Origin of the sequence: Candidatus Palauibacter polyketidifaciens, from assembly GCF_947581785.1 — a bacterium.
GTDB classification, from domain to species: Bacteria; Gemmatimonadota; Gemmatimonadetes; order Palauibacterales; family Palauibacteraceae; genus Palauibacter; species Palauibacter polyketidifaciens.
The window spans coordinates 45,852-71,736 of record NZ_CANPVO010000016.1 but is presented as its reverse complement, the minus strand read 5'-3'; the positions used below and the strand labels follow the sequence as shown (position 1 = coordinate 71,736).

Here is a 25,885-nt window from a genome sequence, read left to right as displayed (position 1 = left end):
AGCCCGGACGGACCATCACCCGCACTGTTGTGCCACGCCCTCCCCGGTCCCAAGGCCCCGAGCGCGGCGGGGAAGGGTTCGAGCGGTGAGCCGTGACTTCTCCGGCCTTCGCCATGCGGATCGGTCGAAACAACCGATCTGGAGCGATTTCGGCGTATCTGTGGGCTCTGGGATCGCCCAGGATGGACGATCGCCTACCTCCGAGGGGTATGGGTCGGGTGAGCATCGCCTTCAAGCACAGCCTCCACGAGGAATCGGGGGATACCGAAGCGAATCGCGATGGCTGCCGGGTGCTCGCCCCGAACCGCCCGCTCCCGGATGTCGCAGGTGAGGCATACGGTTTCCTCCCGGGGACGGCCCCACATAGAGCTTTCCCGCAGTACCCACACCGCCGTTTCCCGGGCTGCCGGGGCCACGACAGCGGCGGCCAGTCGCTTCGCCATTCTAGCTGTCTGGAGGCCGGGACAATTGGATCTTCGAGGAGTTCAAGGGCACCGGAAAGCTCCTCGGCGCCGGGGGTGTAGCCTGTGCCGATTGACACGGACGGAAACGGGCATGGCGAAGGCGGGGCAGTCCGGGGCGTAGGATCTCCAGTTCCCGCAGGAGATCGTCTTGTGGACGGCAAACCACAACCGTGGACGGGGCCCCCCAACGCAAGTCAAGTGTCGGCTCGTCCGCCCCGAGAGCAGCTGCGGCAGCGGTCTCGGGAAGGGTATACGGGTCGGCGAGGCTCAGATCGACCTTGTAGCCGAGATCCGCGAGCGCCTGCAACGTCACCGCGCTCGTGGGAACGTGGTCGCTCCAGCCCCATGACATGAGTTCGGACCCGAACACATCAGCCCGCCAGTTCGAGTTCCGGCCGCCACCGTGCTGGTGCACGGGCACCTTCGGCCCCTTGTAGCTCGCGCCACCAGCCGCATCAAAGGCTTCCTGCGCGAGCGGCGAGACGACATAGGTGTCGCGCACCTCGCCCGCCCTACTCTTGTTCTTCAGAAGGCCGCGGATATCCCAAAGCGACCCGATCCCGAGGGTGTGCCCCAACTGGTTGCGCGCGATGAGATCAAGCCAACGCGTGTTCGTAGCATCCGTCGCGCGGAACGACACACCGCCTTGGTATGGGATGCGATGCCGAAAGAGGTCGGTTATCCCGTCAAATGCGGCTCCGGTTACTTCGGCGAGCCAGACTATGACGACGATGTCGTCGAAAACGTGCGGGATGTCGTCGAATACCTCCGGTGGGTTATGATGATCCCAGTCCGGGCTGTGGTAGCGCCGTACGCCAAAAAGGTCGGGAGCTTCCGTGTCCCGGAGTATTTCCATCCAATACTCCGCTTGGGAGTACATAGCTTCGCGGATTTGGCTGGGAACATCCGGGTAGAATACCAACTCGATCTGAAAGCCCGGTTCTGTTTCACCGCAGGCGTAGCCGATCCAGTTATCCCTCCTAACGTACGAGTCAAAGTCGCCGGTACGGGGTACGCAAAGGCCAGTAGCATACGAATCGAAGTGCTTTTCCAAGGGCAACGCCAGTACTTCGGGCGGGATCTCTCCCCGGAGGCCGGGGTTGACGTCAAGGAGGAAGCTATCGAGGCTCTTGAGTTTGCCCAACTCCGGTGGGAGCGGGCCGGTGAGCTTGTTGCGGCTCAGCCACAGAGCCTCCAAGCTCGTGTTGCCGAGTTCGGCCGGGATCGGGCCGGTGAGCGCGTTATGGTCTAGCATCAGCCAGATCAGGCGATCAAGCTTGCCTAGTTCCCGAGGGATCGGGCCGGTAAGTTCGTTGTCGCCAAGGGTGAGTACTCGCAGGCGCGTATTGCCCAATTCAGGCGGAATCGTTCCGGTGAGGGCGTTGCCGCCTAGGCGTAGGAGACGTAGCCAAGATAGGGTACCCAGTTGCGCAGGTAGCTGGCCGGTGAGTCCATTGCGTCTGAGGTCTAGGTAGCCAACCCGATCACCAAGCATTTCGACGCCGTACCAGTCACCGATGGGCGCGTCGGTGAGCCAGTTCTCCCTGTTGACCCAGTTTCGCCCGTCCGTCGCTTCGTACAGCGCGACCAACGCCGCGCGATCCGGGTTGAACACGGTGATCTGCGCGGTGCCCTGCGCGCTCCCCGCCTCGACCGAGATTGTAGCCGCGCCTTCTGCGACACCGTACACTAAACCGGACGCGTCGACGGTCGCCACTGAACCGTCGCTTGACGACCAGCTGAAGTTCGCGCCGACTAGAGCATGGCCGTTCGCGTCCATCGCCTCGGCCGAGAGCCGCACCACTTCCTGCGGCGCGATAGAGTCCGCAGGCGGGGTCACGATGACCGACTCCGGCGACTGGATCACGGCTAACATCGCATCGCCGAGCGCCCCGCCCGAGGCGGCGGTAACCGTAGTGACTCCGTTTCCCAAGGCCGTCACCAGTCCTGTGCCGTCCACCACGGCGATTAAGGTGTCCCCGGATACCCAAGTGAACGCCGTCCCCGAGACCGTATGGCCGTTCGCGTCCATCGCTTCTGCCGACAGCCGCACCGTATCCCCGAACGCCACCAGCGTATCGGTCGAGGGCGTGACGACCACCGAGCCCGGCTGTTGAGCGACCGTCACAGTCGCCGTCCCCGACACCGCGCCCGACGCTGCGGTGATCCCCGCCTCCCCGTTTCCCACAGCCGTCACGAGACCTACGCTGTCCACTATGACGACCAGCGTGTCGCCAGACATCCATGTGAACGCCATCCCCGCCACCGTATGGCCGTTCGCGTTCACCGCCTCCGCCGACAGCCGCACGGTGTCCCCGAATGCCTCCAAGATGGCTGTTTGCCGCGACACGCTCACCTCCGCCACTTCCTGATCCGCAGTCACCTCGGCAATCGCCGACTGAGACGCGGATGTTGCCGTCACCCGTGCGCTTCCGTTCACCGCCGCCGTCGCCAGCCCTTGAGCGTCCACGGTAACGACCGACTCGTCATCCGACGACCACATGAACTCCGCGCCCGTCACGACATGCCCGTTCCCATCCCACGCCTCCGCCGCAAACCGAACCGTATCACCGATAGCGACCAGCGTATGTGCAGCCGGGGACACGGCCAGTTCGGCAACCGACTGTTCCACTGCCACCTCCGCGCTGGCCGTCGCCGACCCGGCCGTGGCGGTCACGGTCGCGCTGCCGTTGCCCACTGCGGTAACGAGCCCTTCCGTCACGGTGGCGACGGACGTATCGCCGCTGTTCCACGCGACAGCGACATTGGGCATCTCCTGGCCGTACTGGTCGCTCACCGTAGCGATCATTCGTAGGCTGTCGCTGATTGAATGGAATGCCGCCGATGTGGGTGAAATCGCCACCGTCGTGGGAACGGGTGGGTCCGGTACGGCCGGTGTCATCGGGTCGTCTCCGCAGGCCGTGAAGGCCACCAACGCCGCTGTGGCGAGAGCGAGGACGCGAGCGACATGCCTATCTGGCAGACCAACTCGATGATCAGTGCGGTCCACCTCAGCGAAGCAGCCCGCCGGGGAGGCAAGCCTCGGTCGAGAAGCCAAGGAGCGGAGATGAGATCCCATGGGGACAAAGGTAGCGATGGATGGCGCTCAGTGCAGGGACCATGCACCCGATGAACAGCGGGTGTCAGGCCATGGTTGAAGGATCTCGTCGGGGTGCTCAAACAGGTCGGATCGCCGTCACTGTGCCGACGGCATGGCTTTCAAGGTACAGGGCGAGGAGGGAGTCTCAGGAACCTTCGGCGAAGAGGCGGAGCGGGCGCGGAAGTCCCGCCATCCAACCCCGGTTTTCCCGCTCTAGCGGCTCGGTCCAGCAAGGTCCAGAACTAAGGCAGGAAACGCAGATCGTGCAGCCCTGTATGTAGTTAGAAGATTTCCTGTTGGGATTCCGGCCTCTGGCGACCCGCTGGGCCAGCGCCTGTCCGCGTCGTCCGAGATAGAAGTTGTGGGCACCCACCACCCCGAACACCACGAGGAGGATGTACGCCACGAGCGGCGTCTGCTTCTTCGCTTCGTACTCCGCCATCCGACGATCCATCTTCCGTCCTCCGTTCTCTGCAGGGACACCGCCAATGTCGCGGTGTTGGCCGGGTCCGGCGACATCGCCGCGCCGCTCGGGCGGCAACGCCTTGCGGGTCGTGCGGCCCGCGGGCGACAATGCGCCCCGCGCCGGCAGCGCGGATTTGCCACGGGTCGCCGGGCTCGGCCGCCACCGGTCCGGCGCAGACCTCACTTCCGAAACACGCGAAGGGGCTTCGATATGCGCCACTCGAAATCTTCCGCCAGCGTCGCCATCCTGGGCGCGGGGAATATCGGGCGCGCCATCGCCGAGGGGCTCGTGGCCGCGGGCTCGCACGCTCCCGGCGAGGTCCACGTCACGCGCCGCCACACGCAGCGGGTGGCGGATCTCGCGAAACGGGGGTTCCCGGTGTCGTCCGACAATCCGGGCGCCGTGGCCGCCTGCGACACGGTGATCGTCGCGGTCCAGCCGCAGGCCCTCGACGCGGTGCTGATGGAGATCGCCCCGCACGTGGACGCCGGGCGCCACCTCCTCGTGTCCGTCGTCTCGGGGGCGTCGATCGCGGCGATTCGCCGGCACGTGGGCCCCGACGTGGCGATCGTGCGCGCCATGCCCAACACCGCGGTCGCGCTGCGCGAGTCGATGACGTGTCTCGCGGCGGAACCCGCCCACGCCGGGGCCCTCGACCGGGTGGCGGAGTTGTTCCGTGCGGTCGGCGCCACGCTCGTCGTGGAGGAGGAGCACATGGTGCCCGCCACGGCCCTCTGCGCCTGTGGCGTGGCGTTCTTCCTGCGGGCGGTGCGGGCCGCCTGCCAGGGCGGCATCGAGATCGGCTTCCACCCCGAAGAGGCGCTCCGCATGGCAGCCCAGACCGCGCTCGGCGCCGCGGCCCTCGTCCGGGACCAGGGCCGTCACCCCGAACGCGAGATCGACAGCGTGACGACGCCGCGCGGCTGCACGATCGCCGGCCTCAACGAGATGGAACACCGCGGGTTCTCCTCCGCCTTCATCAAGGGCATCACGACCTCCGCGGTGAAGGCGGAGTCGCTCTATGCCGGCGACTGAACCGCCGGTGACTGTACGTCCGATCGCCGACCGGGTCCCGGCGTGACCGCGCAGACGCTCTATATCGTCGCCGCGTTGTGCCTCGTCATCGCGGGGACGGAGTGGCTCGTGCGCCGGACCTTCCTGCGGCACGGCGGCACCGCGCTGATGGTCATCATCTTCACCGCGATCATCGCGAACTTCGGCCTGCTTCCGACCTCCTCGACCGAGGCGGAGCCGGTCCCGGCCTACGACGCGATCTTCCGCACGGTCGCCCCGCTCGCGATCGTGTGGCTCCTCCTGAAGGTCAACCTGCGCGACATCCTCCGCGCCGGGCTGCCGATCATCACGCTCTTTCTCATCGGGTCGCTGGGGACCGTGGCCGGCGTGGTCGCGGGCATGGCCCTCGTGGACGGGCCGGAGCGGATCGGTCCCCTGTTCGGGCCGCTGGGCGGAATGTTCACGGGCACCTACACGGGCGGCAGCGTGAACTTCAACGCGGTGGCGCTCAGGTACGACGTCATGCGCGAAGGGGTGCTGTTCGGCGGGGCCTCGGCCGTGGACTCGATCATGACGACCGTGTGGATGGCAGCGACGATCGCGATCCCCCGCTGGCTGCGGCCGCACTGGCCGAAGTCCGGCTGGAGTTGGGGTGGGCTCGCCGACGCGGTGCCGGGTGCCGACAACCGGGCTCCGGACCTCGGAATCGACGAGGACACCGAGCGCATACACCCGGTCGATCTCGCCCTCGTCCTCGCGATCGGTTTCGGAACGCTGTGGACTTCACAGCGGCTGGAGGCATGGACCGCCGCCATGGGGTTCCCGATTCCGGACATCCTGATCCTCACCGTGATCGCCCTCGTCCTCGCCCAGTTCCGGGCCATCACGGACCTGTCGGGGAGCCGGACGCTCGGCCTGTTCTCCGTCTACCTCTTCCTGTGCGTGATCGGGGCCCACTGCGACGTGCGGGCGCTGGCCGACATCGGCCCGCTCGGTCTCGCGCTCCTCGTCTTCGCCTTCACGATCATCGTCGTGCACGGATTCGTGACCTTCGGCGCGGCCCGCCTCCTCCGGCTCGACGTGGATATCGCGGCCGTGGCCTCGCAGGCGAACGTCGGCGGCGGCACCTCCGCACTCGCGCTGGCGCGCAGCCTCGGGCGCGGTGATCTGGTGCTTCCCGCCGTCCTGATCGGGTCGCTGGGCAACGCCGTGGGCACCTTCCTCGGACTTTGGGTCGCGCGCATGCTTCCGGGGCTGCTCGGATGAAACGGATCCTCGCCATCAGACTCGGAACGCTGATCGCCGTTGCCGCCGCGCTGGTCTCGACAGGCGTCGGGGCGGCGGCCCAGAGCTACGACCTCGTGCTCTCCGGCGGTCGCGTGATGGACCCCGAATCCGGTCTCGACGCGGTGCGCCACGTCGGGATCCGCGACGGGACGATCGCCGCGATTTCCGAGTCTCCGCTGGACGGCGAGACGGTGGTCGACGTGTCCGGTCTCGTCGTGGCGCCGGGGTTCATCGACCTCCACGCCCACGGCCAGAATCGCTACTCGAGCCGGCTTCAGGCACGGGACGGGGTCACGACCGCGCTCGAGCTGGAGAGCGGCACCGGAGATGTCGAGGAGTGGTACGCGCGACGCGAGGGACAGGCAGTCATCCACTACGGCGCTACGGCCTCGCATGGGGCGGCCCGCCGACTCGCCCTCGGCGGGCAGGAGGAAGCGGTCCGGCTGGCGGCCGGTCTCGAGCAGGTCGTGGTGATGGAGAACCGGCTGCGCGAAGAACTGGGACGCGGCGCGCTCGGGATCGGCTACGGCATCCAGTACACGCCCGGGGCCCGGCGCGAGGAGATCCACCGGATGTTCCAGCTCGCGGCGGAAGAAGGCGTGACGAACTTTGTCCACATCCGCTACGCCGGGATGGTCGAGCCGGGAAGCTCGATCGAGGCCGTACACGAGATGATCGCGAACGCGGCGACGACCGGCGCGGGCGTGCACATCGTCCACATCGGATCGAGCGGCCTCGGGCAGGTGCCGACGCTCCTGAGCATGATCGAGGGAGCGCAGGAGCGGGGATTGGACGTGACGACGGAGGTCTATCCCTACACGGCCGCCTCCACCGACATCCGGGCCGCGATCTTCGACCCCGGCTGGCGCGAGCGGTTCGGGTCCGATTACAGCGACATCGAATGGGATGCGACCGGCGAGCGCCTCACGGAGGAGACGTTCGACGAGCGGCGCGAGACGGGCGGCCGGATCATCGCGCACATCATCCCGCAGGAGATGTTCGAACTCGCGCTCGCCCACCCCCTCGTGATGGTGGCGAGCGACGGCGTCCCGTTCCTGGATGGCAACGGCCACCCGCGCGGGGCCGGCACCTTCGCTCGCGTTCTCGGCCGCTACGTGCGCGAGGAAGGCCTCCTCACGCTCATGGATGCGATCCGGAAGATGACCCTGATGCCGGCGCAGAGGCTCGAGGGTTACGTGCCGCAGATGGCGGACAAGGGCCGGATCCGGGTCGGGGCGGACGCGGACATCGCGGTCTTCGACCCCGACACGGTCATCGACAACGCGACCTTCGAGGCGCCCACGCAGCCGTCCGGCGGGATCGAGCACGTCATCGTCAGCGGCACGTTCGTCGTCCGCGACGCCGAACTCATCGAAGACGCCCTGCCCGGCCAGGCCATCCGCCGCGACTGAGTTTCCCGCCTAGGCGGCGGCGCCCGCCTCGACGCCGAACCCGGCCAGCCGGCCCGAGATTTCACGAAGGCGGAGCCACTGCTGGTAGTAGAGCGGGATCCCCAGCATCGACTCCACGAACTGGAACACGTACATGACGATGGCGAACACCGCTCCATACTCGAGCGTCTGTTCCGCCGCCGAGGCCACCGCGAAGACCAGGAGGCCGGTCATGAACACCCAGTTCAGGCCGAAGGTGCCGGCCTCGAGGTCGGAGAGCCGGATGTTCCAGCGCATCATGGCGCGCAGGTGCTCGCCCAGCCGCCGGGGATCGCCGCTGTGCACGGCGTCGACCTGCCGCTCGTACTGGTCGTTGAACCCCTCGTTGTAGCGGGTCGTCAGCCGTCCGGTGAGGGCGTAGAGCGTCACCGTGGCGACGGCGACCAGGAGGCACCCGAGAAAGACGGGGACGTTGAGCAGCCACAGGATCAGCACGGTGCCGCCGAGCCCGATCAGGCTGTTGACGAGCGCGGGCAGGGAGTTCTCGAAGAACTCGACGACCTCCCGGAGCATGCCGAGACGCGCGGTTCGGATCGACGTATCGCTCTCCTCATCGGCACCGACCATCTCCTCGCCCAGGCCCACGTAGATCCTCGCGTACGCGCGACTGTCGACGAGGCGCCGGACGATGGCGATGAGCATGGTCGCGATGCCGAGCGCGCCGAATTCGTAGAGGCCGCGCGTCGAGTCCGCGAGCACACTGTCGATGGCCCGCCCGATGAAGAGCGGGAACAGGATCCAGCCGACCGCCTCCAGCACGACCAGCGACATCGTGATGGCGAAACGCCCGGCGAAACGCTTCAGCAGCACGCGCATGGGACCTCCGCTTCAGGGGGCGGGCGGCGCCCCCCCCGCAGCCCGGGGACCGCCGGGGGGCGCTGACGGATACCGTCGAGCGACAACACGTAGATGCCAATCAATTGACCGTGGCCGCATAAAAAAGTTGCGTGGACCATCGTTGCGCCGAAACCTCCGGCTCGATCGGTTCCATACCGCCGAAACAATCCAAACGTTCCTGCCCCGGCGAGGTTCGGCCGTCCGCCGGGTTCGGTCGCCGCCGAGGAGGTTCGCGTCATGGTGTCAATCAAGTGGATCCCATCGATTGCAATGCCCTTGTCCCCGCGCCGCGCGCCGTCGCGGTGTCCGGCCTCACCGGCCCCGCTCCCGGCGCTGATCCTCGCGCTCGCGGCGGCAAGCCTCCCGGACGGCGTGCGCGCCGCCGTCCCGGGCGGGTCCGGGGCGACTCCGCCGCACTCGACGGTTCTCGTTCAGGCACAGGCGGCGGAGGGCAACCCCGAAACCGCGCTCTACGGGTCGATGCGGTGGCGCAACGTGGGGCCGTTCCGCGGCGGGCGGGCCGTGGCCGCGGCCGGGGTGCCCGACGACCGGCTCACCTACTACATGGGCACGGCCGGCGGCGGCGTGTGGAAGACCTCCGATGGCGGGATCAGCTGGGGCCCCATCACGGACGGCTTCGTCGCCTCCTCCTCCGTCGGAGCCGTGGCCGTCTCCGAGTCGGATCCCAACGTCGTCTACGTCGGGATGGGCGAGCACTCCATCCGCGGCGTGACGACTTCCCACGGCGACGGCGTCTACCGCTCGACGGATGCGGGCCGCACATGGACGCACATGGGCCTCGCCCCCACCCGCGTGATCTCCCGCATTCGGATCCACCCGGAGAACCCGGATCTCGTCTACGTCGCCGCCCAGGGATCGCCCTTCGCGCCCACGCCGGAGCGCGGCATCTATCGCTCGGCGGACGGAGGAGAGAACTGGGAACTCGTCCTCCACGTGGACGAGAACACGGGGGCCTCGGACCTCGCGATGGACCGCACGAACCCGCGCATCCTCTACGCCTCCATGTGGGACCACGACCGCGAGCCGTGGTACATCCGCAGCGGGGGGCCCGGCTCCGGCTTCTGGAAGTCGACGGACGGCGGAGACACGTGGGAGGAGATCAACGCGGGCCTGCCCGATCTCATGGGGAAGACGGCGATCGACGTCTCCCCCGCGGACCCGGATCGGGTATGGGCGCTGGTCGAGGCGGACGAGGATGTGGACGGGGTGTACCGCTCCGATGACGGGGGGAAGAGCTGGACGCTGGCGAGTTCCGAGCGCCAGCTCCGGGGACGGGCCTGGTACTACATCGAGATCTACGCCGATCCCCTGGACCGCGAGACCGTCTACGTGATGAACTCGCCCTTCCTCAAGTCGATCGACGGGGGCCGCACGTGGGCGACAATCCAGACGCCGCACGTCGACCACCACGACCTGTGGATCAACCCCTTCGACAGCCGGGTCATGCTCTCCGCCAACGACGGGGGAGGGACGGTCACCTTCAACGGGGGCGAGACCTGGTCCACGCAGGAGAACCAGTCCACGGCGCAGATCTACCGGCTCGCGGTGGACAACCGGTTCCCGTACCGCATGTACGGGGGACAGCAGGACAACACGAGCGTGGGCATGCTGGGCTGGGCCACGCACGGGGGCGGCCTCGGCTGGAAGGACTGGATCGACGCGGGGGGCGGGGAATCGGCCTGGGTCGCCTTCGATCCCGACAACCCGCGCTACCTGTACGCGACCTCGATCCAGGGGATCATCACGGAGCTGGACACGGAACTCGGCTCCACGCGCAGCGTGCAGGCGTACCCGCAGTTCCAACTCGGGATGGACGCCGAGGACATGCGCTACCGCTGGAACTGGAACGGGCCGGCCGTCGTGTCGCCGCACGATCCCGAGGTGATCTACCACGGAGCGCAGCACCTGCTGCGGTCGCGCGACCGCGGGGTGACGTGGGAGGAGATCTCGCCCGATCTCACCCGGAACGAGCCGGAGAAGCACGTCGCGGCGGGCGGGCCGTTCACGAACGAGGCGGCGGGGGGCGAGGTCTACAACACGATCATGACGATGGCTGAATCCTCGCTGGAGGCCGGGACGATCTGGGTGGGAGCGGACGACGGCCTCGTTCACCTTACGCGCGACAACGGAGAGACGTGGACCGACGTCACGCCGGGCGGGATGCCCGAGGGGATGGTGAACTCGCTCGATCCGTCGCCGCACGAGCCGGGCGGAGCCTACATCACGCTCAGCCGCTACAAGTTCAACGACTTCGCGCCGTACATCTACAGGACGACGGACTACGGGGAGAGCTGGGCGCGCATCGATGCCGGGATCGCCGCGGACAAGCCGGAGGCCTGGGCCCGCGTCGTGCGCGAGGACCCCGAGCGGCGGGGCCTGCTCTACGCCGGTACCGAACTCGGGATGTACGTGAGTTTCGATGACGGCGCCTCGTGGCGGAGTCTGGATCTGAACATGCCGCTCACGCAGATCACGGACCTGCAGGTGCAGGCGGGGGATCTCGCCGTGGCGACGCAGGGACGCGGCTTCTGGGTGCTCGACGATCTTTCGCCGCTACGCCAGCGGGCCGACGCCGTGTCCGCCGCGTCCGCGGGCGCCCACCATCTCTACGCGCCCGCCGCGGCGTACCGCGTGAGTCAGGGACTCGGGGGTCCGGTCGGTCCGACGACCACGGGGCAGAACAAGCCGCCGGGCGTCGCCATCGACTACGTGATCGCCGCGGCACCGGGAGCGGAGGCTCCGGAGGACGGTTCGGAGGCGTCTGCGGAATCCGCGGCGTCGGAGGGCGTCTCCATCGTGCTGGAGATCCTCGACGCGGAAGGCGAGGTGATCCGCACCTTCACGACGGACACGGCGATGACGGCCTCGGGGGTCCGCCACTCCCGCGCGCCCGCCGCCCCCGGGCACAACCGGGTGTTCTGGGACTTGCGCGTGGAGAGCGGCCCGCGGGTCGCGGAATCCTACTCCTTCTTCGGGGACGCGCCGGGGTATCGCGTGATGCCCGGGACGTACGGTGCCCGGCTGACGGCAGGAGACGCGCCGCCGCAGACGCAATCGTTCGAGGTGCGCGGGGACCCGCGAATCCCCGCCTCGGCGACCGACTTCGCAGCCAACGGACGCTTCCTGGAGTCGGTGTTCGGGGCGATCGTGGGGCTCCATAACGGCGTGAACGACATCCGGGACGTGCGCGCGCAGGTGAACGCGGTCGTCGGGCAGGCGACGGACGCCGGACTCTCGGGGGCCGAGGCGCTCGAAGCGGCGGGGACGGCCCTCGCGGATTCGATCACGGTGCTGGAGGACCGCCTGTTCCAGAAGCGGCGTGCGGCGCAGCAGGACATGGTCGCCTACGAGGGGCTGTTGAACATGCAGTTGACCGCGCTCATGGGTGAGGTGGACGGCTCGGATCTTCCCCCTCGGGCCGGCGTGCTGGAGCGATGGGGCGATCTGGAGGCCGAGTGGATGGTGGAGGAGGCCGCGCTCGTTCGGGTGCTCGGCGAGATGCTCGACGCGTTCAACCAGCTCGCGCGCGACTCGGGCGTCCCCGCCGTCATCACCCGGACCCGGCCGCGCGCCGTCTCCTGAGCCACGCACTGCGAGCCGTGCCACGAATCGCGCCGAGGAGCGCATGACGGGTCGGCTGGCGATCGATGGCGGCACCCCGGTCCGCACGGCGCCGTGGCCCGCGTGGCCGCGCTCCGGGGCGGCGGAACGGCGCGCGCTGACCGAAGTGCTTGAGTCCGGCCGCTGGGGGCTGGGCGGCGACGCCGTCCCGAAGCTCGAGGCCCGCTTCGCCGCGCTGCACGGCGCCCGGTACGCCGTGGCCTGCTGCAACGGCACGATGGCGCTGCAGGCCGCCCTCGTCGCTGCCGGGGTGCAGCCCGGCGACGAGGTCATCACGAGTCCGTACAGCTTCGCGGCGACGGCCCACGCCGTCCGGTCGCTGGGCGCCGTCCCCGTCTTCGTCGACGTCGAGCCGGGCACGCACAACCTGGACCCGGAGCGGATCGAGGCCGCGGTCACGGAGCGCACGACGGCGATCCTGCCCGTTCATATCGGCGGGCGCCCGGCGGACATGGATCGCGTCAACGAGATCGCGGCGCGGCGCGGCCTCCGGGTCGTCGAGGACGCCGCGCAGGCATGGCTCGCGGGCTGGCGCGGCCGCGCGGTCGGCACGCTCGGCGATGCGGGCGCCTTCAGCTTCCAGTCGAGCAAGAACCTCACCGCCGGCGAGGGCGGGATGGTTCTCACCGATGATGAGGCGCTGTACCGCCGCGCGTGGTCGTGGCACGACTGCGGCCGCGACCCGACGGGCTCCCCGCACGCGCACGCGCCGGACGGCCTCAACCTCCGCATGACCGAGTTCCAGGCGGCCCTGCTGCTGTCCGGCCTCGAGCGGCTCCCCGCCGAGCAGGCCATCCGCCGGCAGGCCATGGACGCGCTCGCGAAGGGTCTCGCCGAGATGGACGGTCTGCGAACGCCGGACCCGGACCCGCGCATCACCGCGCACGGCTGCCACATCTTCATGGTCCGGATCGAAGAATCCCGGCCGGCGGCCGACCCACGCGACAAGAGCCTCGACAAACACCGCGTGATCGAGGCGCTCCGCGCCGAGGGGATCCCCGCGCACCCCGGCTACACCACACCGCTCGAGCGGGGGTTCCCGGTCTGCGAGGTGCTGTGCCGCACGACGGTCTGGATCAAGCACGAGGTGCTGCTTGCGGGGGCCGCCCAGATGCAGGATGTCGTGGACGCGTTCGCGAAGGTCCTGGCACGACAATGAAGGTCGTGACACGACACCGAGGAAGGCGATGAAGAGCTACCAGTTCCGCGAATACGGCGGGCCGCTCGAACCGGCGGAGCGGCCGACCCCCGAACCAACGGGCACCGAGGTGCTCGTGCGCGTTCACGCCTGTGGCCTCTGCCACAGCGATCTGCACCTGTGGCAGGGCTACTTCGAGATGGGCGGCGGCCGACAGCTGGACGTCCGGGCCGTGCGTGAACTGCCCTTTACACTGGGCCACGAGATCGTCGGCGAGGTCGCCGCGGCCGGGCCCGATGCCGACGGCGTCTCCATCGGCGAGCGCCGCGTCGTCTTCCCGTGGATCGGGTGCAGCGCCTGCGAGTTCTGCGATGCCGACCGGGAGCATCTCTGCCACCGCCCTCGCGCCCTCGGCACGCACCTCGACGGCGGCTTCGCGGACCACGTCATCGTCCCGCACCCGCGCTATCTCTTCGACTTCGGAGACGTCGCGCCCGAACTGGCCGGCACGTACGCCTGCTCCGGCCTCACCGCCTATAGCGCGCTCCGCAAGGCGGAACGCCGGCTCGAGGATCAGCTCGTCGTCATCGGGGCCGGCGGCGTCGGCTTCGCCGGCATCCAGCTCGCGAAAGCGCTCTTCGATGCCGAACTCATCGTGGTCGAGGTCGACGACGCGAAGCTCGAAGCGGCGCGGCGGGCGGGGGCCGCGCACGTCGTGGACGCCCGCCAGGACGACGCGTCCCGGCAACTGAAGAAGCTCACGAACGGCGGCTGCGCCGCGGTCGTCGACTTCGCCGGCTCTTCAGCGTCGACCGCGCTCGGCTTCAGGACGGTCGCAAAGAGCGGAAGCCTCGTGGTGGTAGGCCTGCTTGGCGGCTCGCTCTCCGTCCCTCTCCCTCTGCTCGTGCTCAAGGATCTCACCCTGGAGGGGTCCGATCTGGGGAGCCTTGCCGAGATGGCGGAGTTGATGGAACTCGTCCGCGCCGGGCGCGTCGACCCGATTCCCTACGCGACGCGGCCCATGGCGGAAGCGGAAGCGAGCCTGCGCGACCTGGAGGCGGGCCGGGTGGTGGGGAGGGTCGTGCTTACCGCGTAGCAGCCCGTGCCAGAACCCCGCCTGAGCGTCGAGGGCGGTGAAGCGGGAGCTGTCCGGGGATCAGCAGTCGACGAGTTCGATGCTGTCGGGCCGGTTCGGCACGGCACACAGGAACTCGAAGGGTTCGTCGCCGACCGCGTCGTAGGAGTGCGGCGTCCCTGCCGGGATGTAGACGACGTCTCCGGCCTTCACGTCGTGCGTTTCGTCTCCGATCGACACGCGCGCCTGTCCCCGGAGCACGTACTGCTCGTGCTCGACCGCGTTCGTGTGCCGCGGCATCCCGCCGCCGGGCTGCATGACGAAGCGGCGCAGCGCGAAGTTCGGCCCCTGATCCGGCCCGATGAGAACTTGCGTTTCGGTCCCCGACCCGGCGGCGACCGGCGTCAGCCCGAACTCCGACACATGTCGAACGCTCACTGGATCACCCTCCTCGATTCCTCGTCCCGTGCGGCCCGAAACTTGCCCGTCGCGGGGCCCGGTCGCCAGATTTGACGGCCTCGCGGGCGTAGCTCAGTTGGCAGAGCGTCAGCCTTCCAAGCTGAAGGTCGCCGGTTCGACCCCGGTCGCCCGCTTTTGGCATTACGAAATCTGCGATACGACGCTTTCTCTCCTCCGTGTTCCCGATCGGGAAATTCTGCTTCACGTTAGTTCCGCCTGCCCGATAATATTCCCGATCGGGAAAAATGCGGTTGACAGGCAGCTTGGAGACACCCGATATTCCCGATCGGGAATATCATGAGAAAACGAACCGTCACACCTTCAGATATCGGCGAAATCGTCCGTACCGCGCGCAAGAACGCGGAACTGCGCCAGCATGAGCTTGCGGGTGTCGCGGGAGTGGGTCTGCGCTTCATCGTAGACCTTGAAGCGGGAAAACCGACCGCGCAGATCGGAAAGGTCCTTCAGGTGCTGGCGGCGCTCGGCTGTTCCGTCGAGATCGTTCCCCCACCCGAGACTGACGCGACTGCACCGGTCGGCATTCGCGACTCGTGAACCGAGTCCTCGACATCTGGTGGGATGGGCGGCTCGTCGGCCGTTTGAGGCAGCCCCGGCCCGCCGCCCTGGAGTTTGCGTACGCGGAGGACTGGCTGCGGGACGACCGGGCCCCGGCGCTGTCCGCATCGCTCCCCAAGCGCGCCGAGCAGTACTCCCGCCGCGAATGCCGCCCGTTCTTCGCCGGCCTCCTGCCGGAGGAGACCCAGCGGGATCGCGTGGCGCGGTCGCTGGGCGTCTCCCCCCTGAACGACTTCGCCCTTCTCGATCGTCTCGGCGGTGACGTGGCGGGAGCCCTCCAACTGTTGCCGCCCGGGGAATCGCCGACCGATCTCGAATCGGGCTATTCGCCTCAACCGCTTGACGACGCGGCACTGATCGAGGTGCTCGACAGGCTGCCGTGGCGTCCCCTGCTCGCCGGCGAGGCAGGCCTTCGTCTGTCGCTCGCTGGCGCTCAATCGAAACTGCCCGTCGTCACGGTCGACGGTCGGATCGCTCCTCCGGCGCCGGGGCAGCCCACGACCCACATCCTGAAACCGGCGATCCCCGACTTCCCCCACACGACGGAGAACGAAGCCTTCGCCATGCGGCTCGCGCGGTCGGTGGGCCTGGACGTCGCATCCGTGGAGCCGCGAAGAGTGGGGGACCGAACGTTTCTGCTGGTCGCGCGGTACGATCGGTCGACGGGTACGGACGGTCGAGTCCGCCGCGTCCATCAGGAGGATTTCTGCCAGGCACTCGGGATACCCCCCGAAGCCAAATACGCGGGTGAGGGCGGTCCGGGTCTGAGGGATGGCTTCGGGCTTCTGCGGCAGGTTGCCCTCCGCCCCGCCGTCGACGTTCTCAGGCTCCTCGACGCCACGATCTTCAACCTGATCATCGGCAACGCCGACGCGCACGGGAAGAACTTCTCACTCCTGTATGATGCCGCCGGACCTCGTCTCGCCCCGCTCTACGACCTCGTCATGACGACCGAGTACCCGGAACTGTCGCGCGCGCTTGCCATGCCTATCGGAGGGTGCGCCAGACTCGCCGAGATGGACTCCCACCGTTGGAAGGCCTTTGCCCAGGAAATGACGCTGGGACTCCCGCTCATCCGAAGGAGGGTCGCCGAACTCGGGGAGTCGGTGATCCGGAAGGCGCAGGACGTAGCGCAAGAGTTAACCGTGCCGGGGTTGGACGTGGAGGCGCTCTCGCGATTCGGTGACATGGTCGTGGGCCGGGCCGAGCAATGCATGGCGTCGACCGCACCAGAGGCGGATCGGGTCAGCGGTAGTCCCACGGGTTCGTGAGGACGACTTCGAGCCCGTCGAAATCCGTCACGTTTCTCGTAGCCACGGACAGGCCTTCTCGTCCACGGGAAGAACACGGTCCCCGTAGCGCCGGATCAACTCCGACAGCACGCCGCGAAGCTCGTCTCGCCGGCTTCCGCGGGGCAGGACGCGCAGGCCGAAATCCAGTTCGTTCAACACCAGCGCAGACAGCCAGAGGTCGTCTCGTTCGGACAGAAACGCGATCACGGGCGGGGCGGGGACTCTTCTTGTCAGTTCCGAGATCAAACGAAGGGAATCGGACGCGCGGACCCGCGCTCCCGGGGAATCGCGAGCTCCAGCCCGCGAGGCATGTGGTCGATCGGCCACCGGCCGAGCGGTTGCCGGCACGGAGTCTTCTCCCGCCACAGCCGTTCGGACACCACGACGAAGGACCTACGAACGCCGATACGTTGCGGCCCCTGTTCGTCGGCGAGGCGCAGGATCTCGGACAGGCGCGCCTTCGCCTCCGCGATCCTCCACGTGCGAGTTAACGCGCCTGTCCCCGTCTTGCGGGTTGCTGCCGTCGGTTTGAGCTTCGGGCCGGTACGTTCGGCATCTCCGTTCCCCAACGATGGATGTGACCGATGGCTGCAGAACCCCGCGACTTCAACAACGCGATCCAGTACGAGCCCGACGAGACGCCCCCTTACCGGATCGCCATCGGTCTCGCGCTCCAGTACGTCGTGCTCACGATCGCGGCCATCGTCATCACGGTGGCGATCGTGGTGCGGGCGGCCGGCGGCTCCGAGGACTACCTGTCGTGGGGGAGCTTCGCGGTCCTGATCGTGAGCGGCCTGACCACGGCCGTGCAGGCCGCGCGCATCGGGCGCATCGGCGCGGGGTACGTCCTCCTCATGGGGACATCGGGCGCGTTCATCGCGGCCTCCGTGACGGCGCTCGTCCAAGGCGGTCCCGCCCTCCTCGCGTCGCTGGTCATCGCCTCATCCCTCTTCCAGTTCGGGCTCTCGCGGCATCTCGCGCTTCTCAGGCGGATCATCACCCCCGTGGTGGCGGGGACCGTGATCATGCTGATCGCCGTCACGATCATGCCGCTTCTGTTCGATCTTCTGCGCCAGGTCCCCGAGGGCGCCTCGTCGCTGGCGGCGCCGGTGACGGCGGGCGCGACCGTGATCGCGACGCTGCTCATCGTGCTCCGGGCCAGCGGCGTGATGCGGCTGTGGGGTCCCGTGATCGGCATCTTCGTCGGGTGTGTCGCGGCCGTGTCGTTCGGCATCTACGACTTCGAGCGCGTGGCGGCCGCGGATTGGGTCGGTCTCCCCGCAGCCGGCTGGCCGGGCTTCGGCTTCAGCTTCGGCCCCGCCTTCTGGGCGCTGCTGCCGACCTTCGTGTTCGTGACGCTGATCGGCGCGATCGAGACGGTGGGCGACGCGGTGGCCATTCAGCGCGTCTCCTGGCGGCGCAGCCGAGCCACCGACTTCGGAGCGGTGCAGGGCGCGGTCGCCGCCGATGGGCTCGGCAACCTGCTCTCGGGGCTGCTGAGCACCGTCCCCAACACGACCTATTCGTCGAGCATCTCGCTGGCCGAGATCACCGGCGTGGCCGCGCGCCGCGTGGGCGTGTGCATCGGCCTGACCTTCGTCGTGCTGGCGTTCCTGCCCAAGATCGCGGCGATCGTGCTCGCCATCCCGGACCCGGTCATCGCCGCCTACGGGTTCGTGCTGATCGCGATCCTGTTCGTCATCGGGGCACGGGTCGTGATCCAGGACGGCATCGACTATCGCAAGGCGGCGATCGTCGGCGTGTCGTTCTGGGCCGGCGTCGCGTTCCAGGAGGGCGCGCTCTTCAACGAGTACCTGAGTCCCGGGCTGGCGCCGCTGCTCGAGAACGGGATGACCGCGGGCGGCCTCGTCGCGATCCTCCTCACCGCGTTGCTCGAGTTCACGGGCGCGCGGCCCCTGCGCGTGGAGACGACGCTGAACGTGGAGGCGCTCCCCGCCATCCGGAACCTTCTCGACAAGTTCTCGATCCGGCGCAAGTGGCCCATGGAGATGAGCGACCGGCTGCTGCAGGCGGCGGAGGAGACGCTGCTGCTCCTGCTGGAGGAGGCGAAGGAGGAGGAAGGCGAAGAAGACCGGCGTCTGCGCGTCGTGGCCCGCAAGTGGGAGACCGGTGCGGAACTGGAGTTCATCTCGGCAGGCGGTGCCGGGAACATCGAGGATCAGATCGCCGTCCTGGCCAGCCACGGCACGGCGGAACCGCAGGAGCACGAAATTTCGCTCCGCATCCTGCAACACCTGGCCACGTCCGTGAGGCACCAGAAGTATCACGACGCGGACATCGTCACGGTGCACATCGAAGGTCCCGCGCGGGGAGGCCAGGTCTAGCGGGGAGGCCAGGCCTGGATGCCAAGGACGTTCGTGACCCTTGGTTCGACGAGTCCTTGCATGGGTGTGAGCCACCCGGCGGCCGCGTGTCTTCACCTCAGGTTGTAATCGCGTAGCCCAGAGACGGAGAACTCGCGCCCGCACGCGCGAGTGGGGATCACCCGCGGGCGGGGATGACGGCCCTTGGCATGATCCACCGAACCCTCGAAACGGGGGTGCGGATTGTCAATCGGAATGACAATCTACACCCCCGAATGCACGGTTAGGTGGAAGGCGACCACGCGCGCGTGGTTCCGTCTCCTCCGTAGGACATCACCTGGGATCAGGGGACCAGGCCCCCCGCGGTGGCGAGCAGCCGGTCGCGATCGAGCACCTCGCCGGCGAGGATCACGGCGTGCACGCGGCGCGCGTTGGCGATGTTCTCGAGCGGACTGGCGTCGAACAGCACGATGTCGGCCAGCATGCCGTGCGCCAGCGTGCCCCGGTCGGACAGTCGGAGCGCTTCTGCGCCTGCCCGAGTTGCGGCGATCAGCGTCTCCGACGGCGTCATGCCGGCCTCCACGTGGGACTCCATCTCGCGCTGGAAGGCGAGCCCTGGCGGCGCGTTCGCGACGAGGCCGTGAGATCCCATGGTGACGGGACCGCCGGCCTTCGCGTAGCGCACCGTGAGCGCGGCCATGTTCCGCATCGCTGCCCACTGCACGTCGCGGCCCTCCTCGCCGAACTCCGGCTCGAAGACGGCCAGCGTGCCGTCCAGGTTCACATTCCGTTCGAGCATGAGTTCGATGAGCGCGTCGGCGCGCGGCCCGGCGGGATCCAGCGCCGCCCACAGGGCGAATCCCCCCTGGCCTCGGTGGATGCTCTCGCGCAGCACTGCCTGCCGGAACTCTTCCGCCTGCTTCGGCGCGACGAGGGCCCGGCCCAGGGACCTCGTGTGCTCGATCCCGTCCAGCCCCAGCCGTATCGCGGCCACGGGGTCGACGATCTCGAGGTGGCCGTGGACCGGCACGTTGCGGCGGTCGGCCTCCTCGATGACGGCCGCGACCTGCGCGAGCGAGAGCCGGAAATACACCTTCAGCGACGTCGCACCTCGATCCATCAGTTCGTTCGCCGCCATCCGGGCGTCCGCCTCGTCCAGCAGGACGCGCGAGATCGTGGGATAGGCCGTGTTGAACCCGTCGAGGATCGGCCCGGAGTAGAGAAGCCGCGGCGCCGGGAGCTCCCTCGCCTCCACGGTGCCGAGCCAGTCCTCGTTGTCCGCGATCCACTGCCCCATCTCCCGCAGGGTGGTGACGCCGTTAGCCAGGAAGAGGAGCGGCAGTTCCGGGTTCGCGTCGGTCCCCGTCCCGTCGATCGAGGCATGCGGGCCCGGGGAGTAATGGAAGTGGAGGTCGATGAACCCCGGCGTTAGGAACTTGCCGCTCGCATCGATGCGCCGGGCCCCGGCGGGGATCTCGACCTGTCCCGCCGGCCCGATGCGCTCGACCCGGTCGCCGCGGACGAGCACGGTCGCGTTCTCGTGAACGGCGCCCGTGCCGTCGAAGACCGTGCCCCCCTCGATCGCCAGCCACCGTTCCTGCGCGGCGAGGGGAGCGAAGACGGCCATGATCCAACCGAGGACGAACAGGGCTCTGGCAGCGCGCACGATGTGGCCTCCCGCGTCAGCGACGGCATCTCGGGGGGCTCAGGTCTTTCCGGCCCTCCCGACCGCGTCTACGCTGAGGAAGATCACGACCCGGCACAAGGAGAACATCATGCCCGAAGGCGCGTCTCTTCGCGGCGCATGGCTTCGTCGCGGTTTCCTGTCGGCGCTCGCGGCGCCCCTTTTCGGCCTCGGCCAGACGGCGGCGCAGGACCGCGACGCCCTCTCCGATGACGTCCGATCCCATCTCAGCGTCTCCGCGCCGGTCGTGGCGCTCGAGAACGTACTCCTGTTCGACGGCACCGGCGGACCGGCACGCTCGGGACAGACCATCGTCATCCGCGCAAACCGGATCGAGAGCGTCGGCGCGACGGGCGAGGTCGAGGTCCCGTCGGGCGCCGAGCGGCTGGACCTGGAAGGCCATTCGGTCATGCCCGGGATGGTCGGGCTCCACAACCACATGTTCTACTACCAGTCCACGCCCCGCGCGTCGCAGATGCAGTACTCCGGTCCGCGACTCTATCTCGGGGCCGGGGTCACCACCGTGCGGACGACGGGAAGCGTCTCCCCGTACCAGGACATCTCGCTCAAGGGCGCGATCGAGCGGGGGGAGACGCCGGGCCCCCGCATCCTCATCACCGCCCCGTACGTCATCAGCCCCGGACCGGACGAGCGCCTCCGGGATCTCGGGATGTATGCGATTCGAGACGAGGAGGCGGCGCGCCGGTACGTGCGCTACTGGGCCGCGGAGGGGGCGGAGTGGATCAAGGCCTACACGCAGATCACGCGCGAGGCGCTCGCGACGATCATCGACGAGGCGCACCGGCAGGGGATGAAGGTCACGGCGCACCTGTGCTCGGTGGGCTTCCGTGAGGCGACGGCGATGGGGATCGACAACCTCGAGCACGGCCTGTGGGCCAACTCCGAGTACGACACGACGCGTGAACCGGACCGGTGCAGCCCCAACTACCAGCGAAGCATCGCGGAACTGGACATGGATGACCCCCGCGTCGCCGAGACGATCTCCGAGATGGTCGCCGCGGGCGTCGCCATGACCTCTACCGTGGCCGTCGCCGAGCAGGCCACGCCGCTCGTGCCCGACCTCACGGAGCGCGATCTGGACGCGCTTCCGGATCACGTCGTGGCGGCGGAGATGGAGCGGCGGTCGATCTTCCGGACGACGGAGATGCCGTGGATGATCGACCTGTTCGAGAACCTGCTCGCGTTCGAACTCGCGTTCGTGGAGGCGGGAGGCCTGCTGGCGGCGGGCGTGGACCCGGCCTGGGGCGCCCTGCCCGGCTACGGCGACCAGCGGAACTTCGAGATTCTCGTCGAGGCGGGCTTTGAACCGGCCGACGCCGTACGGATCGTGAGCGCGAACGGGGCGCAGATTCTCGGCCTCGACGGCGAAGTCGGGACCGTCGCTCCCGGCAAACTCGCCGACCTGATCGTGATCGAGGGCGACATCGAACTCCGTCCGTCGGACATCCGCAACGTCCGCATCGTCTTCAAGGACGGCCTCGGCTACGACCCCGACAGCCTGACCGCCGCCGTCGCCGGCCAGGTCGGCGTCCGCTGACCGGCCGGCGCTAGCGGATCTCTACGTCGTCGAGTTCGAAGGCGAACGATCCGAGGGGCGCCTGGGCGACGAACGCGAGGGCGGCGATGATCGAGGGATCGGCGGTGGCGAAGCTGCCGAGCGGAATCTCGACCACGGCCCACTCCGGCCCGGCGATGAAGGGGACCGTGGGCGGCACGGTGGCCGCGGCCCCCTCGCCGAACAGCATCGCGGTGTAGCTCCGGCCGTCTCCGCGGGCACGGAACCGCAGGACGCTGCGGCCGGAGAAATCGACCGCCTGCATCGGTTGGTCGCCGAGGAACCAGATCGCGCCCGCCCAGGGGAAGGCGAAGCCCGCTCGGGTCTCGCCGTGCACAACGAGCACGCCCTCCTCCACGGCCAGATCCGCGGTGGAGTCGCCACCGTTCATTGCGTCCGTCGTCACCTGCCAGCCGAAGCCGAAGCCGGAGTCGAGCCCGTCCTCGAAGTCGACGACGACCGGCCCCTCCGGAGCCGGTGGGATCTCGGGCGAACGGGCGGCCGCGGCGGTCTCACGGACGACCGGAAAGCCGTCCTTCCAGATCGTGACGATTTCGGCGGTGCGCGCGAGGTCCTCCTCCACGTCGCCTCGCACCAGCAGGAGATCGGCGATGGTGCCCTCGGCAATGCGGCCGCGCTCGGGGACGGCGAATGCTTCCGCGGCAACGGAGGTCGCCGCGGCGAGCACCTCGTGGCTCTCCAGGCCGGCCCGCGCGAGGAGCCGAAGCTCCCCGTGCATCGAGAGGCCGGTCGCCGTCCCGGGGTTCGGCGCATCCGTGCCCGCGACGATCCGCACGCCCGCCGCATGGAGCCGCCGCACGTTTTCCAGCGCGACCCCGGAGTCCGGCCCCTCGGGCATCTCGAACCGGTTGCTCAGCGTCTGCCGCTGCATCGGCGAGACCAGCGCTTCCTCCGTCTCGTGGAGGATGCGCAGACCGGTGGAGTCGCCGAACAGTCCCATAATGACGGAAAGGGTGGGGACGACGAAGACGCCCGCCTCCGCGAAGCTGCGAGCGCCCTCCTCGGAAATCGCGGCGTCGAACCAGGTGTGGACCAGGCCGTCGGCCCCCAGCGAGACCGCCTCAAGCGCCGCCTCAAGGTCGCTGACGTGGACGACGGCCAGCAGCCCCTCGGCGTGGGCGGCCCCGATGAGCGCCGCAATCGTCTCGCGCTCCAGAGAAGGGATATCCCCGCGGTACGCGGCTCCATCCTCGGAGACGATCTTGATCCAGTCGGAACCCTCCGCCTTCCGCGCCCGCACCCAGGCGTCGGCGCCTTCCGGGCCCGTGAGCGGCTCCACCGCCAGCCCGAACTGCGTGCCGTGACCGCCGGGCGCCGTCGCCAGCATGCCGGCGGAGAAGAGATCGGCTTCGGCCGTCCGCGCGATTTCGTCTCGGGCCGTCCGCGCGGCGGCCGCGAGGCCGGGGTCCGTGAACTGGTCGAGCACGGCTGTCACGCCGAAGCGAAGCGCATCGCCCAGCGTCCCGCCGAACGTGTGGACGTGGCCGTCGATGAGGCCTGGAAGCAGCGTGTGTCCGCGGCCATCGACGCGGGGCAGGTCGTCCGGCAGCCGGAGCTTCGCGCCCACCCGCCGCACCCGTCCGTCCTCCACCCACACATCCTGGTTTGGCCTGAAGGCCTCGCCGTCGAACAACGTCACGTCCACGATCGCGAAGCTCTCGTCCGGCGCCTCCTGCTCCGGGGCGGCCGCGTCACCCGGGACCGGGAGCGTCGCCAGCGCGCCGATGAATCCCGCCACCGCGACAAGGAGAATCCACACGCTTCGCAGGGCGGTGCGGTTCTCCGGGTTCATGACATCCCTCCCCCACGGATCGAGACGGCGCCGCTCTCCGCCCGCCGGAACCCGACCGCGGCGACGACGAGAAAGGCGATCGATTGCACGGCAAGCACGGCGACGTGCAGGGCCGTCGCCTGTCCACCGTCCATCGCGATGACCTTAAGTGCGAGCTGCGCGTGGTGATAGGCGGGCAACACGTTGGCGAAGTCCTGCAGGGCCGCCGGAAACATCGTGATCGGGATCCAGAGCCCCGACAGCATGGCCATGGGCAGGAAGACCAGATTCGTGATGGCCACCGCGGCGCGACTCTTCGACCACGCTCCAACGGCCAACCCGAGCGCGCAGAAAGGGATCACCCCGGCGAGTACGACCCCGGCCAGAGCGAACCACTGCCAGCGGTACAGCATCACGCCGGCCCCGTAGGCGCCGATAAAGAAGATCCCCAGGACGACTGCCGCCCCGAAGGTCAACGCCATCCCCACCTTGGCGAGCAGGTAGGCCGCCGCGGGCATCGGCGTGGTACGCTTGAGCAGCAGAGCGCCGGAGTCGCGTTCCGTCGCCAGTCCGGCCCCGAAGCCGAACAGCGAGGGTCCCAGGACGCCGAAGACGCTGTAGGTCGCCAGCATGTACGTGGGTGCCGCGACCGAAAAGCCTCTCCCGCCCATGACCACGCCGAAAAACAGGTAGAAGATCAGCGGGAAGAGCAGCGTCGGGATCGCGAAGGCGGGCTCTCGCAGCACCATCAGGAACTGGTACCGGGCCTCCAGCACGTAGATGCGCCCGCGTCTGGCGAGTGTTGCCGTCGTCATGAGACAGGCTCCGAGGCGTCGGGTGCTCGCGTCAGGGCGAGGAAGGCCTCTTCGAGTCCGGCGCCGACGACGGTCAGGTCGTGCAGGTCCGGGTCCAGATCGAGGAGGGCGCGTACGAGATCCTCCGGTCGGGAGGTCAGGATTTCCAGGTACCGGCCCCGGGTCTCGGACCTCACGACGCCCGGAAGGGAGGCCACGCGGTCGCGGTGAACCCCGGTGACGCAACGGACCCGGCGGGCGGCCGTGCGCGACTTGATGCTCGCTGGCGAGCCCTCCGCGATGACCCGCCCCCGATGTAGGACGACGATTCGATCCGCGAGCGCGTCCGCCTCCTCGAGATAGTGGGTCGTCAGAACCGTGGTCCGCCCCGACTCGCTGAGTGCGCGAATCTCCTCCCACAGCCCGCGCCGCGCTTCCACGTCCAGGCCCGCCGTGGGTTCATCGAGGAACACAAGCTGCGGGTCGCCACACAGAGCGAGCGCGAACATCACCCGCTGCTTCTGTCCCCCGGAAAGCTTGCCGAACCTGCGTCGCTCCAGTCCCTCGAGCCCGGCCATGGCGAGCAGCCGGGAAGCCGATACCGGAGCGGGGTAGTAGGCGCGGAAAAGGTCGATGTGTTCACCGATCGTCAGTGTTTCGGGTACGCCGGAGATCTGGAGCATCGCGCCTCGGCGCGCGCGGACCTCGGGGGCCCCCGGTCGCTGTCCGAAGACGGTCGCTTCTCCGGTCTGCACGGCCACGCTCCCGAGCAGCAGACTGATCGCGGTGGTCTTGCCTGCCCCGTTGGGCCCCAGCACCGCCAGTACCTCGCCGCGCCGGACCTTCAGATCCACCTCCTCCAGGGCGACGACAGCTCCGTATCGATGAGTCACGCCCGACAGTCGGGCGACGGC

At 68.7% G+C, this 25,885-nt stretch carries 19 protein-coding genes and 1 tRNA gene; 11 read left to right on the top strand and 9 right to left on the bottom strand.

Translation table 11 applies throughout. The features are described from left to right. Positions 1–444 precede the first annotated feature (444 nt). Together RN729_RS05375 and RN729_RS05370 are read right to left on the bottom strand one after the other, a co-directional pair. Positions 445–3,366 (bottom strand): Ig-like domain-containing protein, encoded by a 2,922-nt coding sequence (locus RN729_RS05375; RefSeq protein WP_310782654.1) that lies wholly within the window; start codon positions 3,364–3,366, stop codon positions 445–447. Between the two features lie 343 nt (positions 3,367–3,709). Next, on the bottom strand, positions 3,710–4,018 hold the full coding sequence (locus tag RN729_RS05370) for a TM2 domain-containing protein (RefSeq protein ID WP_310782653.1): 309 nt from the start codon (positions 4,016–4,018) through the stop codon (positions 3,710–3,712). 222 nt (positions 4,019–4,240) lie between these two features. Here RN729_RS05370 and proC point away from each other — a divergent pair, with 222 nt between their 5' ends. The 3 genes from proC to RN729_RS05355 are packed head-to-tail and all read left to right on the top strand — an operon-like array spanning position 4,241 to position 7,743. Beyond that, positions 4,241–5,065 carry a pyrroline-5-carboxylate reductase gene (proC, locus tag RN729_RS05365; RefSeq protein WP_310782652.1) on the top strand — a complete coding sequence of 275 codons (825 nt, stop codon included), beginning with the start codon at positions 4,241–4,243 and terminating at the stop codon, positions 5,063–5,065. Between the two features lie 42 nt (positions 5,066–5,107). After that, entirely contained in the window at positions 5,108–6,310 is a 1,203-nt protein-coding gene (locus RN729_RS05360) for a DUF819 family protein (protein ID WP_310782651.1), read from the top strand. Next, a complete protein-coding gene (locus tag RN729_RS05355; RefSeq protein ID WP_310782650.1) occupies positions 6,307–7,743 on the top strand; it encodes an amidohydrolase family protein in 1,437 nt (478 codons plus the stop codon). Before RN729_RS05360 ends, RN729_RS05355 begins: the two co-directional genes overlap by 4 nt. Before the next feature lie 9 nt (positions 7,744–7,752). On the opposite strand, the gene RN729_RS05350 is transcribed toward RN729_RS05355, so the two are convergent. Then, on the bottom strand, positions 7,753–8,598 hold the full coding sequence (locus RN729_RS05350; RefSeq protein WP_310782649.1) for an ABC transporter six-transmembrane domain-containing protein: 846 nt from the start codon (positions 8,596–8,598) through the stop codon (positions 7,753–7,755). A 258-nt stretch (positions 8,599–8,856) separates the two neighbouring features. On the opposite strand from RN729_RS05350, the gene RN729_RS05345 reads away from it, so the two are divergent. From RN729_RS05345 to RN729_RS05335, 3 genes are read left to right on the top strand one after another with little or no spacing between them, the layout of a single operon-like run. Next, a complete protein-coding gene (locus tag RN729_RS05345) occupies positions 8,857–12,222 on the top strand; it encodes a hypothetical protein (protein ID WP_310782648.1) in 3,366 nt (1,121 codons plus the stop codon). A 43-nt stretch (positions 12,223–12,265) separates the two neighbouring features. Then, positions 12,266–13,420, top strand: a complete 1,155-nt coding sequence (locus tag RN729_RS05340; protein ID WP_310782647.1) for a DegT/DnrJ/EryC1/StrS family aminotransferase — start codon at positions 12,266–12,268, stop codon at positions 13,418–13,420. A gap of 28 nt (positions 13,421–13,448) precedes the next feature. Then, entirely contained in the window at positions 13,449–14,495 is a 1,047-nt protein-coding gene (locus RN729_RS05335) for an alcohol dehydrogenase (protein ID WP_310782646.1), read from the top strand. 60 nt (positions 14,496–14,555) lie between these two features. Here the strand turns inward: RN729_RS05335 and RN729_RS05330 are convergent, their stop codons facing one another. After that, entirely contained in the window at positions 14,556–14,912 is a 357-nt protein-coding gene (locus tag RN729_RS05330; protein WP_310782645.1) for a cupin domain-containing protein, read from the bottom strand. An 82-nt stretch (positions 14,913–14,994) separates the two neighbouring features. Here RN729_RS05330 and RN729_RS05325 point away from each other — a divergent pair. From RN729_RS05325 to RN729_RS05315, 3 genes are all read left to right on the top strand, one after another. Further along, positions 14,995–15,067, top strand: a tRNA-Gly gene (locus tag RN729_RS05325). Between the two features lie 163 nt (positions 15,068–15,230). Then, positions 15,231–15,488 (top strand): helix-turn-helix transcriptional regulator, encoded by a 258-nt coding sequence (locus tag RN729_RS05320; RefSeq protein ID WP_310782644.1) that lies wholly within the window; start codon positions 15,231–15,233, stop codon positions 15,486–15,488. Then, positions 15,485–16,780 carry a type II toxin-antitoxin system HipA family toxin gene (locus RN729_RS05315; RefSeq protein WP_310782643.1) on the top strand — a complete coding sequence of 432 codons (1,296 nt, stop codon included), beginning with the start codon at positions 15,485–15,487 and terminating at the stop codon, positions 16,778–16,780. The genes RN729_RS05320 and RN729_RS05315 overlap by 4 nt, the downstream gene beginning before the upstream one ends. 27 nt (positions 16,781–16,807) lie before the next feature. On the opposite strand, the gene RN729_RS05310 is transcribed toward RN729_RS05315, so the two are convergent. Continuing rightward, positions 16,808–17,008 carry a hypothetical protein gene (locus RN729_RS05310; protein ID WP_310782642.1) on the bottom strand — a complete coding sequence of 67 codons (201 nt, stop codon included), beginning with the start codon at positions 17,006–17,008 and terminating at the stop codon, positions 16,808–16,810. Between the two features lie 377 nt (positions 17,009–17,385). Here RN729_RS05310 and RN729_RS05305 point away from each other — a divergent pair, with 377 nt between their 5' ends. Further along, positions 17,386–19,146 carry a solute carrier family 23 protein gene (locus RN729_RS05305; protein ID WP_310782641.1) on the top strand — a complete coding sequence of 587 codons (1,761 nt, stop codon included), beginning with the start codon at positions 17,386–17,388 and terminating at the stop codon, positions 19,144–19,146. Between the two features lie 322 nt (positions 19,147–19,468). On the opposite strand, the gene RN729_RS05300 is transcribed toward RN729_RS05305, so the two are convergent. After that, the gene (locus tag RN729_RS05300) at positions 19,469–20,791 is read right to left on the bottom strand and encodes an amidohydrolase family protein (RefSeq protein WP_310782640.1); all 1,323 of its coding nucleotides are present in this window, start codon (positions 20,789–20,791) and stop codon (positions 19,469–19,471) included. A gap of 109 nt (positions 20,792–20,900) precedes the next feature. Here RN729_RS05300 and RN729_RS05295 point away from each other — a divergent pair, with 109 nt between their 5' ends. Then, positions 20,901–22,367, top strand: a complete 1,467-nt coding sequence (locus RN729_RS05295) for an amidohydrolase family protein (protein WP_310782639.1) — start codon at positions 20,901–20,903, stop codon at positions 22,365–22,367. Between the two features lie 10 nt (positions 22,368–22,377). On the opposite strand, the gene RN729_RS05290 is transcribed toward RN729_RS05295, so the two are convergent. The 3 genes from RN729_RS05290 to RN729_RS05280 are packed head-to-tail and all read right to left on the bottom strand — an operon-like array spanning position 22,378 to position 25,864. Continuing rightward, complete coding sequence (locus tag RN729_RS05290) at positions 22,378–24,198, bottom strand: CIA30 family protein (RefSeq protein ID WP_310782638.1); 1,821 nt, start codon at positions 24,196–24,198, stop codon at positions 22,378–22,380. Next, positions 24,195–24,992: an ABC transporter permease gene (locus RN729_RS05285; protein ID WP_310782637.1), complete on the bottom strand. Its 798-nt coding sequence runs from the start codon at positions 24,990–24,992 to the stop codon at positions 24,195–24,197. The genes RN729_RS05290 and RN729_RS05285 overlap by 4 nt, the downstream gene beginning before the upstream one ends. Beyond that, positions 24,989–25,864 carry an ABC transporter ATP-binding protein gene (locus RN729_RS05280; RefSeq protein ID WP_310782636.1) on the bottom strand — a complete coding sequence of 292 codons (876 nt, stop codon included), beginning with the start codon at positions 25,862–25,864 and terminating at the stop codon, positions 24,989–24,991. Before RN729_RS05280 ends, RN729_RS05285 begins: the two co-directional genes overlap by 4 nt. Between the last annotated feature and the right edge of the window lie 21 nt (positions 25,865–25,885).

Excerpts from the sequence above, each read along its gene's own strand:
- RN729_RS05350 (WP_310782649.1), bottom strand. The coding sequence starts at position 8,598 with ATGCGCGTGCTGCTGAAGCGTTTCGCCGGGCGTTTCGCCATCACGATG.
- RN729_RS05355 (WP_310782650.1), top strand. The coding sequence starts at position 6,307 with ATGAAACGGATCCTCGCCATCAGACTCGGAACGCTGATCGCCGTTGCC.
- proC (WP_310782652.1), top strand. The coding sequence starts at position 4,241 with ATGCGCCACTCGAAATCTTCCGCCAGCGTCGCCATCCTGGGCGCGGGG.
- RN729_RS05290 (WP_310782638.1), bottom strand. The coding sequence starts at position 24,198 with ATGAACCCGGAGAACCGCACCGCCCTGCGAAGCGTGTGGATTCTCCTT.
- RN729_RS05305 (WP_310782641.1), top strand. The coding sequence starts at position 17,386 with ATGGCTGCAGAACCCCGCGACTTCAACAACGCGATCCAGTACGAGCCC.
- RN729_RS05335 (WP_310782646.1), top strand. The coding sequence starts at position 13,449 with ATGAAGAGCTACCAGTTCCGCGAATACGGCGGGCCGCTCGAACCGGCG.
- RN729_RS05340 (WP_310782647.1), top strand. The coding sequence starts at position 12,266 with ATGACGGGTCGGCTGGCGATCGATGGCGGCACCCCGGTCCGCACGGCG.
- RN729_RS05345 (WP_310782648.1), top strand. The coding sequence starts at position 8,857 with ATGGTGTCAATCAAGTGGATCCCATCGATTGCAATGCCCTTGTCCCCG.
- RN729_RS05320 (WP_310782644.1), top strand. The coding sequence starts at position 15,231 with ATGAGAAAACGAACCGTCACACCTTCAGATATCGGCGAAATCGTCCGT.
- RN729_RS05370 (WP_310782653.1), bottom strand. The coding sequence starts at position 4,018 with ATGGATCGTCGGATGGCGGAGTACGAAGCGAAGAAGCAGACGCCGCTC.
- RN729_RS05285 (WP_310782637.1), bottom strand. The coding sequence starts at position 24,992 with ATGACGACGGCAACACTCGCCAGACGCGGGCGCATCTACGTGCTGGAG.
- RN729_RS05375 (WP_310782654.1), bottom strand. The coding sequence starts at position 3,366 with ATGACACCGGCCGTACCGGACCCACCCGTTCCCACGACGGTGGCGATT.
- RN729_RS05295 (WP_310782639.1), top strand. The coding sequence starts at position 20,901 with ATGCCCGAAGGCGCGTCTCTTCGCGGCGCATGGCTTCGTCGCGGTTTC.